The following is a 14,646-nucleotide window of genomic DNA, read 5'->3' as shown; positions in this document are numbered from 1 at the left end:
GCGGACCTCCGGCCGCGGCGCCCTGACGAGGGTGTCCGCATCCCGCCTAAAATCCGGCGAACCCCTCCTCCTGCGAAAACGCCGGTGGCCGCCAGTGCGGCCCGGTCCCCTTTTTTCCATGCAAGACAAATACACCCCCGCCGAGGTCGAGCGCGCCGCGCACAGCCACTGGACTGCCCGCGATGCCTACCGCGTGACCGAAGACGCCGGCAAGAAGAAGTTCTATGCCTGCTCCATGCTGCCCTATCCCAGCGGCAAGCTGCACATGGGGCACGTGCGCAACTACACGATCAACGACATGCTCACGCGCTACCTGCGCATGAACGGCCACAACGTGCTGATGCCCATGGGCTGGGACGCCTTCGGCCTGCCGGCCGAGAACGCGGCGCTCAAGAACGGCGTGCCGCCCGCGCAGTGGACCTACGACAACATCGCCTACATGAAGAAGCAGATGCAGGCGATGGGGCTGGCCATCGACTGGTCGCGCGAAGTCGCCACCTGCGACCCGGATTACTACCGGTGGAACCAGTGGCTGTTCCTCAAGATGCTGGAGAAGGGCATCGCCTACCGCAAGACCCAGGTCGTGAACTGGGATCCGGTGGACCAGACCGTGCTCGCCAACGAGCAGGTCATCGACGGCCGGGGCTGGCGCACCGGCGCGCTGGTGGAAAAGCGCGAGATCCCCGGCTACTACCTGAAGATCACCGATTACGCGCAGGAACTGCTCGACCACGTGCAGGTAGGCAACCCGAATGCCACGCTCACCGGCTGGCCCGACAAGGTGCGGCTGATGCAGGAGAACTGGATCGGCAAGAGCGAGGGCGTGCGCTTCGCCTTCACGCATGACATCCGCGGAGAAGACGGCCAGCCCATCGGCGGTGGCCGCATGTACGTGTTCACCACGCGTGCCGACACCATCATGGGCGTCACCTTCTGCGCCGTGGCGCCGGAGCATCCGCTGGCCGCCCATGCCGCGCGCTCCAACCCGGAGGTCGCCGCGTTCATCGAGGAATGCAAGACCGGCGGCACCACCGAGGCCGAGCTGGCCACGCAGGAGAAGAAGGGCGTGCGCACGGGCCTGACCGTCACGCATCCGCTCACGCAAGAGCCGGTCGAGGTATGGGTGGGCAACTACGTGCTCATGGGCTATGGCGACGGCGCCGTCATGGGTGTGCCCGCGCACGACGAGCGCGACTTCGCCTTCGCGCTCAAGTACGGCATCGAGATCAAGCAGGTCGTGCTCGTCGATGGCGAGACCTTCGACTACCACCGCTGGCAGGACTGGTACGGCGACAAGCAGAACGGCGTCACCATCAACTCCGACAGTTTCAGCGGCCTGTCGTACCCCGAGGCTGTCTCCGCCGTGGCGCATGCGCTGCAGGAAAAGGGCCTGGGCGAGAAGAAGACCACCTGGCGCCTGCGCGACTGGGGCGTTTCCCGCCAGCGCTACTGGGGCACGCCGATCCCGATCATCCATTGCGACGAGCATGGTGCGGTGCCGGTGCCCGAGAAAGACCTGCCCGTGGTACTGCCGCAGGACTGCATTCCGGACGGCTCCGGCAACCCGCTGCACAAGCACGAGGGCTTCCATGCCGGCGTGAAATGCCCCGTCTGCGGCAAGGCTGCGCGGCGCGAGACCGACACCATGGACACGTTCGTGGATTCGTCGTGGTACTTCATGCGCTATTGCGACCCGAAGAACCCCGACGCCATGGTGGCCGGCGGCGCCGACTACTGGATGCCCATGGACCAGTACATCGGCGGCATCGAGCACGCGATCCTGCACCTGCTCTATGCGCGCTTCTGGACCAAGGTCATGCGCGACCTGGGCCTGGTGAAGGTGGACGAACCATTCACCAAGCTGCTCACGCAGGGCATGGTGCTCAACCACATCTATTCGCGCCGTACCGAGAAGGGCGGCAAGGAATACTTCTGGCCGCACGATGTGGAGCATGTCCTGGACGAGGCTGGCAAGATCACCGGCGCCCGCCTGAAGAACGCGGTGGGCGACCTGCCGGCCGGCACGCCGATCGACTACGAGGGCGTGGGCACCATGTCCAAGTCCAAGAACAACGGCGTCGATCCGCAGGATCTGATCGAGAAGTACGGCGCCGATACGGCCCGCCTCTACACCATGTTCACGGCCCCTCCCGAGGCCACGCTGGAGTGGAACGACGCCGGGGTCGAGGGTAGCTACCGCTTCCTGCGCCGCGTGTGGAATTTCGGCGTGAAGCTCACGGGCATCGATGCCGCGGCCACCGAGGCCGCCATCCAGGGCGCCGAGAGCCTGAAGGACGTGCAGTTCGGCAAGGAGGCCAAGGCGCTGCGCCTGGAGATCCATACCGTGCTCAAGCAGGTGGACTACGACTACCAGCGCATGCAGTACAACACCGTGGTCTCCGGTGCGATGAAGATGCTCAACGCGCTGGAAGACTTCAAGTCCACGGACGCGCCCGGCGGCCTGGTCGCGCTGATCGAGGGCTTCGGCATCCTGCTGCGCGTGCTCTATCCCGCCACGCCCCACATTGCCCATGGCCTCTGGAGTTCGCTGGGCTACGCGAACACCCTGGGCGACCTGCTGGACGCACCCTGGCCCCAGGTGGATGCCGGCGCACTGGTGCAGGACGAGATCGAGCTGGTGCTGCAGATCAACGGCAAGCTCCGCGGCGCGATCCGCGTGCCGGCCGGCGCCGACAAGGCGGAGATCGAGCGCATCGCCCTTGCAAGCGAGGACTTCCACAAGCACGCTGCCGGCGCCGCACCCAAGAAGGTCGTGGTCGTGCCGGGCCGGCTGGTGAACGTGGTCGTCTGATCGTTTCGCCGCCCGTTTTGAACCCATTGCACCCGAGAGTCCGCACCATGCTGCAGCGCAAACGCTCGTTCCTGACCTTGCTGGCCGCAGCACCGCTGGCCGCCGGCCTCACTGCTTGCGGCTTCCATCTGCGCCGCGCGCCGGAGTTCCAGTTCCGCACCCTCTACATCCAGGCAGGGGCGGGATCTGCCCTGGGCCGTGAACTCGAGCGCACCCTCAAGGGCTCGGGTGGCAACCTCACGGTGCTGCGCGATCCCGCCGACCTGCCCAAGGCCGACGCGGTGTTCGAGCTGCTGTCCGAGCAGCGCGAGCGCGTGGTGGTGGGCTACAACGCGTCCGGCCAGGTGCGCGAACTGCAACTGCGCCTGCGCATCCGCTTCCGGCTGCGCAACCAGCAGGGCACGGAGCTGATCGCGCCGACGGAACTCCTGCAGCAGCGCGACGTGAGCTACAACGAAAGCATTGCCCTGGCCAAGGAGGCCGAAGAGGCGCTGCTCTACCGCAACATGCAGACCGACCTCGTGCAGCAGCTGCTGCGGCGCCTGGCCGCGGCGCGTCCGCAATGAGGATGGGCTGGCCACTTCCCGGGGCCGGTGGTGCGTCGCCATGCAGATCGCACTGAACCAGCTGGCCGCACACCTCCAGAAGGGGGTGCGGCCGCTCTACGTGATCCACGGCGATGAGCCGCTGCTGCAGCAGGAAGCGGCAGATGCCATCCGTGCATCCGCGCGCGAGCAGGGCTATACCGAGCGCAGCAGCCACACCGTGGCGGGTGCGCACTTCGACTGGAGCGCTGTGCTGGCGGCGGGCGGTTCGCTATCGCTTTTCGCGGACAAGCAGGTCGTGGAAATCCGCATTCCCTCGGGCAAGCCGGGGAAGGACGGCGGTGCGGCCCTGCAGCAGATCGCCGCGTCCGCCGCGGGCAACGAGGGCACGCTGACGCTCGTCATGCTGCCGCGGCTGGACAAGGCCACGCGCACCGGCGCCTGGTTCTCGGCCCTCGATCGCGAGGGCGTGAGCGTGCAGATCGACCCGGTGGAGCGCGGCGTCCTGCCGCAGTGGATCGCACAGCGACTGGCGGTGCAGGGCCAGCGCGTGGCCCCGGGGGAGGAGGGCCAGCGCACGCTGCAGTTCTTCGCCGACCGGGTGGAGGGCAACCTGCTGGCCGCCCACCAGGAGATCCAGAAGCTCGCCCTGCTGCACCCGCCCGGTGAACTCTCCTGGAGCCAGGTCGAGGCCGCCGTGCTCAACGTGGCACGCTACGACGTGTTCAAGCTCTCCGAGGCCGTGCTGTCCGGCCAGGTCGCGCGCATGCAGCGCATGCTCGACGGCCTGCAGGCCGAAGGAGAAGCAGAAGTACTGGTCCACTGGACACTCGCTGAGGACATACGCTCCCTGAAGCGCGTGAAGGATGCGGTGAATGCCGGCAAGCCGCTGCCCATGGCCCTGCGCGAGAACCGCGTCTGGGGGACGAAAGAGCGGCTCTTCGAGCGCATCGTGCCCCGTTTTTCCGATGCCGCCGCGTCGCGCCTGCTGCAGTCCGCCCACATCGTGGACGGCATCGTCAAGGGCCTGAAGGTGCCCGACTGGCCCGCGGATGGCTGGCAGGCACTGCATCGCCTGGCGCTGCAACTGTGCAAGGCTTGCGCGTCCCGGTGACTTTCCGCGGCCCCGGCATCCCTGGGCGACCCGCTGATCACGGCGCGGCAGGTGCCGGGGACGGGGACTGGAACTGCCCTTCGCCGGCCTGTTTCACCAGCATCCTGAGCCGCTGGATGGCGGGGTCGCGCATGCTGTGTTTGCGCCAGCCCAGCTCGATGGCATAGCGGGGCAGGGCCAGGGGGCATTCGGTCCAGCGCAGCGGACTGCAGCGGGCCATGGCCAGCGCGGCATGCCGCGGCAGCGTGGCCACGCAGTCGCTGTCCATCAGCAGGTACGGGAGGGCCGCGAAATGCGTGGTCGATGCCTGTACGAGCCTCTTCTTGCCCTGCTCCTTGAGCGCTTCGTCCACGGCACCCACATAGCCGCGAGCGGACACCAGCACATGGCCCCGGCGCAGGTACTCGTCCATTCCCAAAGGGCCTTCGGGGAGGAAGCGGCCATCGCACACGCACGCGTAGCCGGCCGTGCCGATGACCTCGTGTCCCAGCAGGTCGGACGTGATTCCGCCCGAGGTCAGGCTCAGGTCGATCTCGCGGGACAGCAGCATGTCGCCGGCCACGAGTCTGTGCGTCTGTCTCAGGATCAGCCGCAGTCCGGGCATCTGGGACTGGATCCTGGCGATCAGCGGTCCGCCGAGGGCCATCTCGAAATCGTCCGACAACCCCAGCGTCAGCGTTCGCGATGCGTTGCTGGCCAGCCGGGATGACACGGCCAGGCTCTGGCGGCAGCGGTCCAGCGCATCGGCGACGAGGGGCCTGAGTTCCATCGCACGCGGTGTCGGGCGCAGGCCGCGGCCTGTCCGTTCGAACAGATGATCGCCATACAGCACCCGCAGCCGCGCCAGCGCGGCACTGACGGCCGACTGCGTCAGGTTCAGCCGGGCGCCGGCGCGGCCGGCGCCGCCCTCTTCGTACAGTGCCTCGAACACCTTCAGAAGGTTGAGGTCCATCTGTGAGAAATCGATCTGGCTCATATCTGATGGGCATTGTGAACGGTTGATGCGCTGCCCGAACGCACGCACCATGGGCGCATCGACTGCTTCCGGGATCCCGGCCCATGACCGCCATCGCCCCTCAGACCGCCGCGACTGCTACGACCGTGGCCGCCCTCCAGATCGGATCATCGCCTTCGGGCACCGGCCAGTCGCTCCAGGACATTCTGGCGTTCGAGGGGAGAATCCAGGCCAGCGGGGCGAGGCTGGTCGTGATGCCGGAGGCCCTGCTCGGCGGCTACCCCAAGGGCGCCCTGTTCGGGACCCACCTCGGCTACCGCACGCCGGAAGGCCGCGAGGCCTTCGCCCGCTACTTCCACGAGGCGATCGACGTGCCGGGGCCGGAGACGGATGCGCTGGCGGCACTGGCCGCCCGAACCGACGCGACGATCGTCATCGGCGTGATCGAGCGGGCTGGCAATACGCTCTACTGCACGGCCCTGTTCTTCTCACCGCAGGAGGGCTTGGTTGCGAAGCACCGCAAGCTCATGCCCACCGGCACGGAGCGGCTGATCTGGGGGCAGGGCGACGGCTCGACCCTGCCGGTGCTGGCGACGCCGGTGGGACGCATCGGCGCGGCCATCTGCTGGGAGAACCACATGCCGCTGCTCAGGACGGCGATGTATGCCAAAGGCGTGCAGGTCTGGTGCGCGCCCACGGTGGACGAGCGCGATGTCTGGCAGGCGTCGATGCGCCATATCGCACACGAAGGCCGCATGTTCCTCGTCAGCGCCTGCCAGGTGCAGCCTTCGCCCCGGGCGCTGGGCATCGACGTGCCGCACTGGGATGCAGATCGCCCGCTGATACAGGGCAACAGCGTGATCGTGGGACCGATGGGCGATGTGCTGGCCGGGCCGTTGAAGAATGAAACCGGTCTTCTCACGGCGCAAGTCGATCTGGAGGCGCTCACCCGCGCGAAGTACGACTTCGACGTGGTCGGGCACTATGCCCGGCCGGACGTGTTCTCGCTCTCTGTAGATGGACGTCCCAAGGCCGCGGTGTCCTTCCAGGGGTGATGTCGGGTCGCTCAAGAAGGGCGCAGGACTCCACCGGCTTTGTCCACCCAGGCCTGCAGGCTGTCGATCAGGCCGCCCTGGCTGAAAGAGCAGCTTTCCTCCGAAAACAGCGCCGAGGATTCCAGCCGGTCCAGCAGATCCGCCAGCACCTGGGCGTAGCGCGGAGGCAGTGCCTCCAGCAGCGCTGTCTGTGCGCGTGCCTTCTCGCTGAAGGCGTGCGGCGCCATGCGCGCGGAGCGAAGGTCCTCCACGGCCGTGGCGAGGGCGGTGAGCTGGGCGGCTGGCAACGGAGTGGTCGGGGTGGTCGTCATGGCCGGCGAGGGTAGCAAAACCGGGACATGCTGCCCGGCGGGGAAACCCGCGCCGGGCAGGCTGCGCAGCGATGCGTCAAAATCACGCCCATGAACGCGCAGCACATCGCCGAAACCCTCCACGCCCTCGGATCCCAGGCCAAGGCCGCCTCCGCGCTGATGGCCCGGGCGCCATCGGCCGTCAAGAACCGGGCACTGCTGGCGCTGGCCCGCCGCCTGCGCGACAACACCACCGCCCTGCAGGCGGACAATGCCCGCGATCTCGAGCGCGCCCGGGCTGCCGGCCTGGCCGAGCCCATGGTGGACCGGCTCAAGCTCACTCCCAAGGTTCTGGAGACCTGTGCCCTGGGCTGCGAGCAGCTCGCGGCGATGGGCGACGTGATCGGCGAGATATCCGGCATGCGCCAGCAGCCCAGCGGCATCCGCGTGGGCCAGATGCGCGTGCCGATCGGCGTCTTCGGCATGATCTACGAAAGCCGCCCCAACGTGACCATCGAGGCCGCCTCGCTGAGCATCAAGAGCGGCAACGCCTGCATTCTGCGGGGCGGTTCCGAGGCCATCGATTCCAATCGGGCCCTCGCGCGCCTCGTGCAGGAGGCGCTCGAGGAGGCCGGCCTGCCCTGCGATGCCGTGCAGCTCGTGCAGACCACCGACCGCGAAGCCGTGGGGCACCTCATCGCCATGCCGCAGTACGTGGACGTCATCATCCCCCGCGGCGGCAAGGGCCTGATCGAGCGCATCAGCCGCGATGCCAAGGTGCCTGTCATCAAGCACCTGGACGGCAACTGCCACACCTACGTGGACGACCCCTGCGATGTCGCCATGGCCGTGAAGGTGGCCGACAACGCCAAGACGCAGAAGTACAGTCCCTGCAATGCCAGCGAAGGGCTGCTCGTCGCGCGTGGCGTGGCCGCTGAATTCCTCCCGCGGATCGGCGCCGTCTATGCGGCCAAGGGCGTGGAAATGCGCGGCTGCCCGGAGGCCCTGGCCCTGCTGGCCGCCGTGCAGGGCGCCGCGCTCGTCCCCGCCACCGAGCAGGACTGGTCCGAGGAATACCTCGCACCCATCATCAGCATCAAGGTGGTGGACGGCCTGGACGAGGCGATCGGCCACATCAACCGCTACGGCAGCCACCACACCGACGCCATCCTCACGCGGGACCACATGCACGCCCAGCGCTTCCTGCGCGAAGTGGACTCGGCCAGCGTGATGGTGAATGCCAGTACCCGTTTCGCAGACGGCTTCGAGTACGGCCTGGGCGCCGAGATCGGCATCAGCACCGACAAATTCCATGCGCGCGGCCCGGTGGGCATCGAGGGACTCACCTCGCTCAAGTGGGTGGTGCTCGGCGAGGGCGACATCCGCGCATGAGCGGACCGCTGCCGGCACACGCCCTCCGCCCTTCCTCCGTTCCTGCCGCATGAAGATCATCATCCTGGGCGCGGGCCGCGTGGGCGAGAGCGTGGCCGACAGCCTGGTGTCCGAGAAGAACGACATCACCGTCATCGACACCGACGCCCGGCGCCTGCGCGACCTGGAGTCGCGTTTCGACCTGCGCGGCGTCGTCGGCAGCGGCATCGATCCTGAAGTGCTGGCCGAGGCCGGAGCCGCGGATACCGACCTGCTCATCGCCTGCGCCGCGCTCGACGAGACCAACCTGGTCTGCTGCAAGATCGCCCAGTTGCTCTTCAACGTGCCCACGCGCATAGCGCGCGTGCGCTCCTCGGGCTTTGGCACTGGCGACGAGCGGGGCCGAGCGCTGCTCGGCAAGGAGGGCTTGGCGGTGGACCGCATCATCTGCCCGGAAGAGTCCCTTACGCGCTACATCGGCAAGCTCGTCCAATATCCCGAAGCCCTGCAGGTGCGGGAGTTCGCGGGCGGCCGTGCCTGCCTGGCCTCTGTCCGGGCCCGGGCCGGCGCACCGGTCGTGGGCATGCGCATCGCCGACATGCGTGCCAGTGCTCCCGATGTCGCCATGCGCGTGGTCGCGATCTACCGCCGCTTTCCGGAAGAGCCCGACCGCTTCGTGGCCTGCGACGGCACCACCCGCATCGAGGCCGGTGACGAAGTCTTCGTGCTCGCTGCCCGCGATCAGGTCCCTCGGGTGCTCGCGGCGCTGCACCAGCGCGGCGGCGTGCCGCCGCGGCCGGTGCGACGCATCATGATCGCGGGCGGCGGCCGGGTGGGACTGCGGCTTGCGCGCCAGTTGGCGGAGCAGGGCGGCTTCCACGTCAAGATCCTGGAATCGAATGCCGATCGCTGCACGGAACTGGCCTCGGTACTGCCCGCGGAGGTGCTCGTGCTGCACGGGGATGCCACCGACGAAGACCTCCTCGGCGATGAATGTATCGAAGAGGTGGACCTCTTTCTCGCCCTCACCGACGACGACGAGGACAACATCATGGCCTGCCTGCTCGCCAAGCGCATGGGCGCGAGCCGGGTGCTTGCACTGATCAACCGCCGCTCCTATGCCGACCTCATGCACGGCACGCAGATCGACATCGCGCTCTCGCCGGCACAGGCCATGCTGGGCGAACTGCTCGCCTATGTGCGCCGCGGCGATGTCCAGGCGGTCCACAGCCTGCGCCGGGGCGTTGCCGAAGCGCTGGAGATCGTCGCCCGCGGCGACCGAAAAAGCTCGCGCGTAGTCGGCCGCCGCGTCGGCGACATCCACCTGCCGCATGACGTGCACATGGGGCTCATCGTGCGCGGCCTCGGCGAGCACGCCACGGCCGATGCGGGCGAGGGCATGTCCGTCCCTGCCGGCGAGCCGGAGGTCATCATCCCGCAAAGCCACACGGTCATCGAAAGCGGTGACCATGTGGTTTTCTTCCTGCCGCACAAGCGGCTGGTGCGCGAGGTGGAAAAGGCCTTCCGCGTGAGCGCGACGTTTTTCTGACCGCGATGTCCGTGCTTTCCGCGCTTTCCGAGGCCCTGCCGGACCTGCTGCCGGTGCTGCGCGTGTTCGGCGCGTTGCTCGCGATGTTCTCCTGGGCCCTGGGCGTTCCCCTGGGAGCGTCCATTTGGGCGGGCGACGGCCTCTGGCCGGTCTATGCCGGCAGCCTGGGATTCACCTTCGCGTGCGGCTGCGCACTCTGGCTCGGTCTGCGCCGGCATGCGCGGGAACTGCAGCCCCGCCACGGCGTCATGCTCGTGTCGCTGGTCTGGCTGGTGCTGCCGCTGTTCGCATCCCTGCCGCTCATGGTGGCGCTGCATGCCATCGGCCGCCCCATCGGCTTCACCCATGCCTACTTCGAGGCTGTCTCCGGACTCACCACCACCGGTGCGACCGTGCTGTCCGGGCTCGACTCGCTGCCCCTGTCGGTCAACATCTGGCGCACCTTCATGCAATGGATCGGAGGCATGGGCATCCTGATCCTGGCCGTCGCCGTGTTGCCGCTGCTCGGCGTGGGCGGCAGCCAGCTCTTCAAGGCCGAGGCCGCGGGCCCCGTCAAGGACACCAAGCTCACTCCCCGCATGACCCAGACAGCCAAGGGCCTCTGGGGCGTGTATGTCGTGTTCTCCCTGGCCTGCGCGCTCGCGTTCTGGGCTGGCGGCATGGCGGTCCCGGATGCGCTGATGCACATGTTCGCCACGGTGAGCCTCGGAGGGCTGTCGCCGTACGACGCCAGCTTCGGCCACTTCCACTCGCCCCTGCTGGAGGCGATCGCCATCGTCTTCATGGTGCTGGCCAGCTGCAACTTCGCGCTGTACTTCGTCGCCCTGCGCAAAGGGCACTGGCGCACCTGCTGGCGCGATCCGGAACTGCGTGCCACCGTGTGCACCCTGCTCGGCAGCGGCCTGTTCGTGGCGCTGCTGCTCTGGTTCAAGGGCATCTACGGGCCCCTGGACGCGTTGCGGCACGGAATGTTCCACACCGTGTCCGTCGCCACCACCACCGGCTTCGCCACCACGGACTACCTCGGGTGGCCGGTGTTCGCCCCGGTCTTCCTGCTCATGCTGTCCGGCGTGGCGACCAGCGCCGGCTCGACGGGCGGGGGCATCAAGATGGTCCGTGTGCTCATCCTGCTGCAGCAGGCGCGCCGCGAGATGACGCGGCTCGTGCATCCGCGCGCGGTGCAGCCGGTGCGCCTGGGTTCCGCCGTGGTCGAGAACCGGATGATCTTCGCCGTGCTGGCCTACATGCTGGTCTATGCCGCCACCATCACGGTGCTCAGCATGGTCCTGCTGCTCACCGACCTGGACGTCGTCACCGCCTTCAGCGCCGTGATCGCCAGCGTCCACTGCACCGGCCCCGGCCTGGGCCTCATCGGCCCCGCAGCCAATTACGCCGTGCTCACCGACTTCCAGCTCTGGGTCTGCACGCTTGCCATGCTGCTCGGCCGGCTGGAGATCCTCAGCTTCATGGCTTTGCTCACGCCCGCTTTCTGGCGGCGCTGATCCCGCGGCACTTCGCGGCGGAAAAAGCTTGCGAACCCGGCTCGTGCCCCCAAATCCCTACAATCGACTCCACTTTCGGCGCAATGCCGTCTTCCCTGATTTCCGAGGGTACCCCATGGTTCCGCATCTCATCACCGCCCTCACGGGGCCGATCAACGAGCTAGAACAGCGCATCCTCGACGCCATGCCTGCGATCGAGCGCTGGTTCCGGCTCGAGTGGATGGAGCACACACCGCCCTTCTACACCTCGGTGGACATCCGCAATGCCGGCTTCAAGCTTGCGCCCGTGGACACCAACCTCTTCCCCGGAGGCTGGAACAACCTCACGGCCGAGATGCTTCCGCTGGCCGTGCAGGCCGCCATGGCCGCGATCGAGAAGATCTGCCCCGAGGCGCGCAACCTCCTCATTGTCCCCGAGAACCACAGCCGCAACACGTTCTACCTCGCGAACGTGATCCAGTTGCAGCGCATCTTCAACATGGCCGGGCTCAACGTGCGCGTGGGCTCCATCAGCCCCGAGATCAAGAAGCCCACCACCGTCACGCTGCCCAACGGCGACTCGGTCACGCTGGAGCCGGTCGTGCGCGACAAGGGCCGCCTGGGGCTCAAGAACTTCGACCCCTGCACCATCCTGCTCAACAACGACCTGTCCGCCGGCCCTCCGGGCATCCTGGAGGAACTGCACGAGCAGTACCTGCTGCCGCCCCTGCATGCCGGCTGGACCGTTCGCCGCAAGAGCCGCCATTTCCAGAGCTACGAGGAGGTGTCCAAGCGCTTCGGCAAGCTCCTGGGCATCGACCCCTGGCTCATCCATCCGCTCTTCAGCCACTGCGAAGGGCTGGATTTCAGCGAAGGTGCGGGCGTGGAGGCGTTGCGCTCCGCCGTGGATGCGCAACTGACCAAGGTCCGGCGCAAGTACAAGGAATACGGCATCAACGAAAAGCCGTTCGTCATCGTCAAGGCCGACAACGGCACCTATGGCATGGGCGTCATGACCGTGCGCGACGCCAAGGACCTCGACGCGCTCAACCGCAAGACGCGCAACAAGATGGCCATCGTCAAGGATGGCCAACCGGTGACCGACGTCATCATCCAGGAAGGCGTCCTGACCCGCGAGCGCGTGCACGAAGCCGTGGCCGAGCCCGTCGTGTACATGATGGACCGCTACGTGGTCGGAGGCTTCTACCGCATGCATGCCGAGCGGGGCGTGGACGAGAACCTCAACGCGCCCGGGGCGAGCTTCGTGCCGCTCGCCTTTGAGCAAAGCACCCACCTGCCCCAGCCCGGGGCCCGGCCCGGCGCCAGTGCGCCCAACCGGTTCTACATGTATGGCGTGATCGCCCGGCTGGCGATGCTGGCGGCCAGCTACGAACTCGAGGCGACCAACCCCGAGGCCGAAATCTACGAATAAGCCTCTCCGCAGCGCCGTAGCCGCCCCGCCTGGCGCTTAGTTGCTGCCCTGCAACATGGCGCGGCCTGCAGGAGTGCTTTCCCCGCTCCTTGTCACAATAGCGGTCCCCCAATACCGGAACCCCATCCGGCACGGTGCCGGAGGGGCCCTGCAGTGCAACGCTCCAAATCCTCGCTTGCGGCGCTCACCCTCGGCGCCATCGGCGTCGTGTATGGCGACATCGGCACCAGCGTGCTGTATGCCGTCAAGGAAGTCTTCGGCTCCGGCCACGTGGCCTTCACGCCCCAGAACGTCTATGGCGTGCTGTCCATCCTTTTCTGGACGCTCACCACCATCGTCTCGCTGAAGTACGTCGTGCTTGTCCTGCGGGCGGACAACAATGGCGAGGGCGGGCTCATCGCCATGCTGGCCCTGGCTTCCCAGGCCGTGAAGGACAAACCGAAGCTGCGTTCTGCACTGCTGGGCATCGGCGTGTTCGGAACCTCTCTGTTCTATGGCGACGGAGTCATCACGCCCGCCATCTCCGTGCTTTCGGCGGTGGAAGGGCTCGAGGTTGTGTCGCCGCACTTCGGGCGGGCCGTCATCCCCCTCACGCTCGTCGTGCTGTTCTGCCTGTTCGCCGTGCAAAAGCGCGGCACCGGTGGCATCGGGCGCTATTTCGGGCCGGTGACGCTCGTGTGGTTCACCTCCATCGCCGCCCTCGGCGTGCCGCACATCATGGGTCACCCGGAAATCCTGGGAGCCCTGAGCCCGCACCATGCGCTCGGCTTCATCTGGCGCAATCCGGGAACGAGCTTCATCATCCTGGGCGCGGTGGTCCTCTGCGTGACCGGGGCCGAAGCCCTCTACGCCGATCTCGGGCACTTCGGAAAGAAGCCGATCCGCCTGGCATGGTTCAGCGTGGCGATGCCGGCCCTCACCATCAACTATTTCGGGCAGGGCGCCCTCCTGCTCGCCGAGCCGGAAGCCGTCAAGAACCCTTTCTACATGATGGCCCCCGACTGGGCCCTCATCCCGCTCGTGATCATGGCCACCATGGCCACCGTCATCGCCTCCCAGGCCCTGATCACCGGAGCGTTCAGCGTGACAAAGCAGGTGATCCAGCTGGGCTACCTGCCGCGGCTGAACATCCTGCACACCAGCGTACGGGATACCGGACAGATCTACATACCGTTCGTCAATTGGGCACTGTTCCTCGCCATCGTCCTGGCCGTGGTCATGTTCCGCTCCAGCAGCAACCTCGCGGCCGCCTACGGCATCGCCGTCACGCTGGACATGCTCATCACCACCGTGCTCACATTCTTCGTCATCCGCTATGGCTGGCGGTACCCGCTGGCGTTGTGCATCGGGGCCACGGGCTTCTTCTTCCTCGTGGACCTGGCCTTCTTCAGCTCCAACCTGCTCAAGCTGCTGCAGGGCGGCTGGTTCCCGCTGATGATCGGCTCCATCGTCTTCATGCTCATGATGACCTGGAAGCGCGGCCGCGAACTGTTGAACGAAAAGCTGCGCGCCGACGCCATCGACCTGAGGGACTTCCTCACGGCCGTATTCGTCAGCCCGCCCACGCGCGTGGATGGCACGGCCGTCTTCCTGACGGCGGAGCCGGGCGCGGTGCCGAACGCGCTGCTCCACAACCTCAAGCACAACAAGGTCCTGCACCAGCAGAACCTGTTCGTCACCGTCCGCAACCATGAAGTCCCCTGGATCGGTCTCGACAAGCGCCTGCAGGTCGAGGCGCTCGGCGGCGACTGCTGGCAGGTCATGGTGCACTACGGCTTCAAGAACGACCCGGACCTTCCTGGCGCGCTGGCACTCATGCGCGGGCGCGGGTGCGAACTGGAGTCGATGACCACCAGCTACTTCCTCTCCCGGGACGTGGTCACCCCGACGATCGGCAGCGGCATGGCCCCATGGCGGGAAAAGCTCTTCGCCCAGATGCACCATAACGCGAGCGGTGCGGCAGGCTTCCTCAACCTGCCCAGCAATTCCGTGGTGGAGCTGGGCTCCAAGATTGAGATCTGAAAGGACGGGGCAGCCCCGGG

11 protein-coding genes are annotated in these 14,646 nt (G+C 67.2%); 9 read left to right on the top strand and 2 right to left on the bottom strand.

Annotated elements, in window-relative coordinates:
• Positions 1–118: 118 nt before the first annotated feature.
• From leuS to holA, 3 genes are read left to right on the top strand one after another with little or no spacing between them, the layout of a single operon-like run.
• Entirely contained in the window at positions 119–2,812 is a 2,694-nt protein-coding gene (gene leuS, locus ACAV_RS22215; protein ID WP_013596816.1) for a leucine--tRNA ligase, read from the top strand.
• Between the two features lie 47 nt (positions 2,813–2,859).
• Complete coding sequence (locus ACAV_RS22210) at positions 2,860–3,378, top strand: LPS-assembly lipoprotein LptE (protein ID WP_013596815.1); 519 nt, start codon at positions 2,860–2,862, stop codon at positions 3,376–3,378.
• Positions 3,379–3,418: 40 nt separating this feature from the next.
• Entirely contained in the window at positions 3,419–4,471 is a 1,053-nt protein-coding gene (gene holA, locus ACAV_RS22205) for a DNA polymerase III subunit delta (protein ID WP_013596814.1), read from the top strand.
• Between the two features lie 37 nt (positions 4,472–4,508).
• On the opposite strand, the gene ACAV_RS22200 is transcribed toward holA, so the two are convergent.
• Positions 4,509–5,447, bottom strand: a complete 939-nt coding sequence (locus ACAV_RS22200) for a LysR substrate-binding domain-containing protein (RefSeq protein ID WP_013596813.1) — start codon at positions 5,445–5,447, stop codon at positions 4,509–4,511.
• 83 nt (positions 5,448–5,530) lie between these two features.
• Here ACAV_RS22200 and ACAV_RS22195 point away from each other — a divergent pair, with 83 nt between their 5' ends.
• The gene (locus ACAV_RS22195; RefSeq protein ID WP_013596812.1) at positions 5,531–6,481 is read left to right on the top strand and encodes a carbon-nitrogen hydrolase family protein; all 951 of its coding nucleotides are present in this window, start codon (positions 5,531–5,533) and stop codon (positions 6,479–6,481) included.
• Positions 6,482–6,492: 11 nt separating this feature from the next.
• Here the strand turns inward: ACAV_RS22195 and ACAV_RS22190 are convergent, their stop codons facing one another.
• The gene (locus tag ACAV_RS22190; RefSeq protein WP_013596811.1) at positions 6,493–6,792 is read right to left on the bottom strand and encodes a hypothetical protein; all 300 of its coding nucleotides are present in this window, start codon (positions 6,790–6,792) and stop codon (positions 6,493–6,495) included.
• Positions 6,793–6,882: 90 nt separating this feature from the next.
• Here ACAV_RS22190 and ACAV_RS22185 point away from each other — a divergent pair, with 90 nt between their 5' ends.
• From ACAV_RS22185 to ACAV_RS22165, 5 genes are all read left to right on the top strand, one after another.
• Entirely contained in the window at positions 6,883–8,163 is a 1,281-nt protein-coding gene (locus tag ACAV_RS22185) for a glutamate-5-semialdehyde dehydrogenase (protein ID WP_041829432.1), read from the top strand.
• A gap of 49 nt (positions 8,164–8,212) precedes the next feature.
• Entirely contained in the window at positions 8,213–9,691 is a 1,479-nt protein-coding gene (gene trkA / locus ACAV_RS22180) for a Trk system potassium transporter TrkA (RefSeq protein ID WP_013596809.1), read from the top strand.
• 35 nt (positions 9,692–9,726) lie between these two features.
• The gene (locus tag ACAV_RS22175; RefSeq protein ID WP_041829431.1) at positions 9,727–11,193 is read left to right on the top strand and encodes a TrkH family potassium uptake protein; all 1,467 of its coding nucleotides are present in this window, start codon (positions 9,727–9,729) and stop codon (positions 11,191–11,193) included.
• A 115-nt stretch (positions 11,194–11,308) separates the two neighbouring features.
• The gene (gene gshA / locus ACAV_RS22170) at positions 11,309–12,604 is read left to right on the top strand and encodes a glutamate--cysteine ligase (protein ID WP_013596807.1); all 1,296 of its coding nucleotides are present in this window, start codon (positions 11,309–11,311) and stop codon (positions 12,602–12,604) included.
• A gap of 153 nt (positions 12,605–12,757) precedes the next feature.
• Complete coding sequence (locus tag ACAV_RS22165) at positions 12,758–14,626, top strand: potassium transporter Kup (RefSeq protein ID WP_013596806.1); 1,869 nt, start codon at positions 12,758–12,760, stop codon at positions 14,624–14,626.
• The last annotated feature ends 20 nt before the right edge of the window (positions 14,627–14,646 follow it).

This window comes from Paracidovorax avenae ATCC 19860 (assembly GCF_000176855.2).
Lineage (GTDB): Bacteria > Pseudomonadota > Gammaproteobacteria > Burkholderiales > Burkholderiaceae_C > Paracidovorax > Paracidovorax avenae.
This window is presented reverse-complemented; position numbering and strand designations above follow the sequence as displayed.

What these genes read in the sequence shown, in the direction of transcription:
- leuS (WP_013596816.1), top strand. Translation starts at nt 119, where the DNA reads ATGCAAGACAAATACACCCCCGCCGAGGTCGAGCGCGCCGCGCACAGC.
- ACAV_RS22190 (WP_013596811.1), bottom strand. Translation starts at nt 6,792, where the DNA reads ATGACGACCACCCCGACCACTCCGTTGCCAGCCGCCCAGCTCACCGCC.
- ACAV_RS22210 (WP_013596815.1), top strand. Translation starts at nt 2,860, where the DNA reads ATGCTGCAGCGCAAACGCTCGTTCCTGACCTTGCTGGCCGCAGCACCG.
- gshA (WP_013596807.1), top strand. Translation starts at nt 11,309, where the DNA reads ATGGTTCCGCATCTCATCACCGCCCTCACGGGGCCGATCAACGAGCTA.
- ACAV_RS22200 (WP_013596813.1), bottom strand. Translation starts at nt 5,447, where the DNA reads ATGAGCCAGATCGATTTCTCACAGATGGACCTCAACCTTCTGAAGGTG.
- trkA (WP_013596809.1), top strand. Translation starts at nt 8,213, where the DNA reads ATGAAGATCATCATCCTGGGCGCGGGCCGCGTGGGCGAGAGCGTGGCC.
- holA (WP_013596814.1), top strand. Translation starts at nt 3,419, where the DNA reads ATGCAGATCGCACTGAACCAGCTGGCCGCACACCTCCAGAAGGGGGTG.
- ACAV_RS22185 (WP_041829432.1), top strand. Translation starts at nt 6,883, where the DNA reads ATGAACGCGCAGCACATCGCCGAAACCCTCCACGCCCTCGGATCCCAG.
- ACAV_RS22195 (WP_013596812.1), top strand. Translation starts at nt 5,531, where the DNA reads ATGACCGCCATCGCCCCTCAGACCGCCGCGACTGCTACGACCGTGGCC.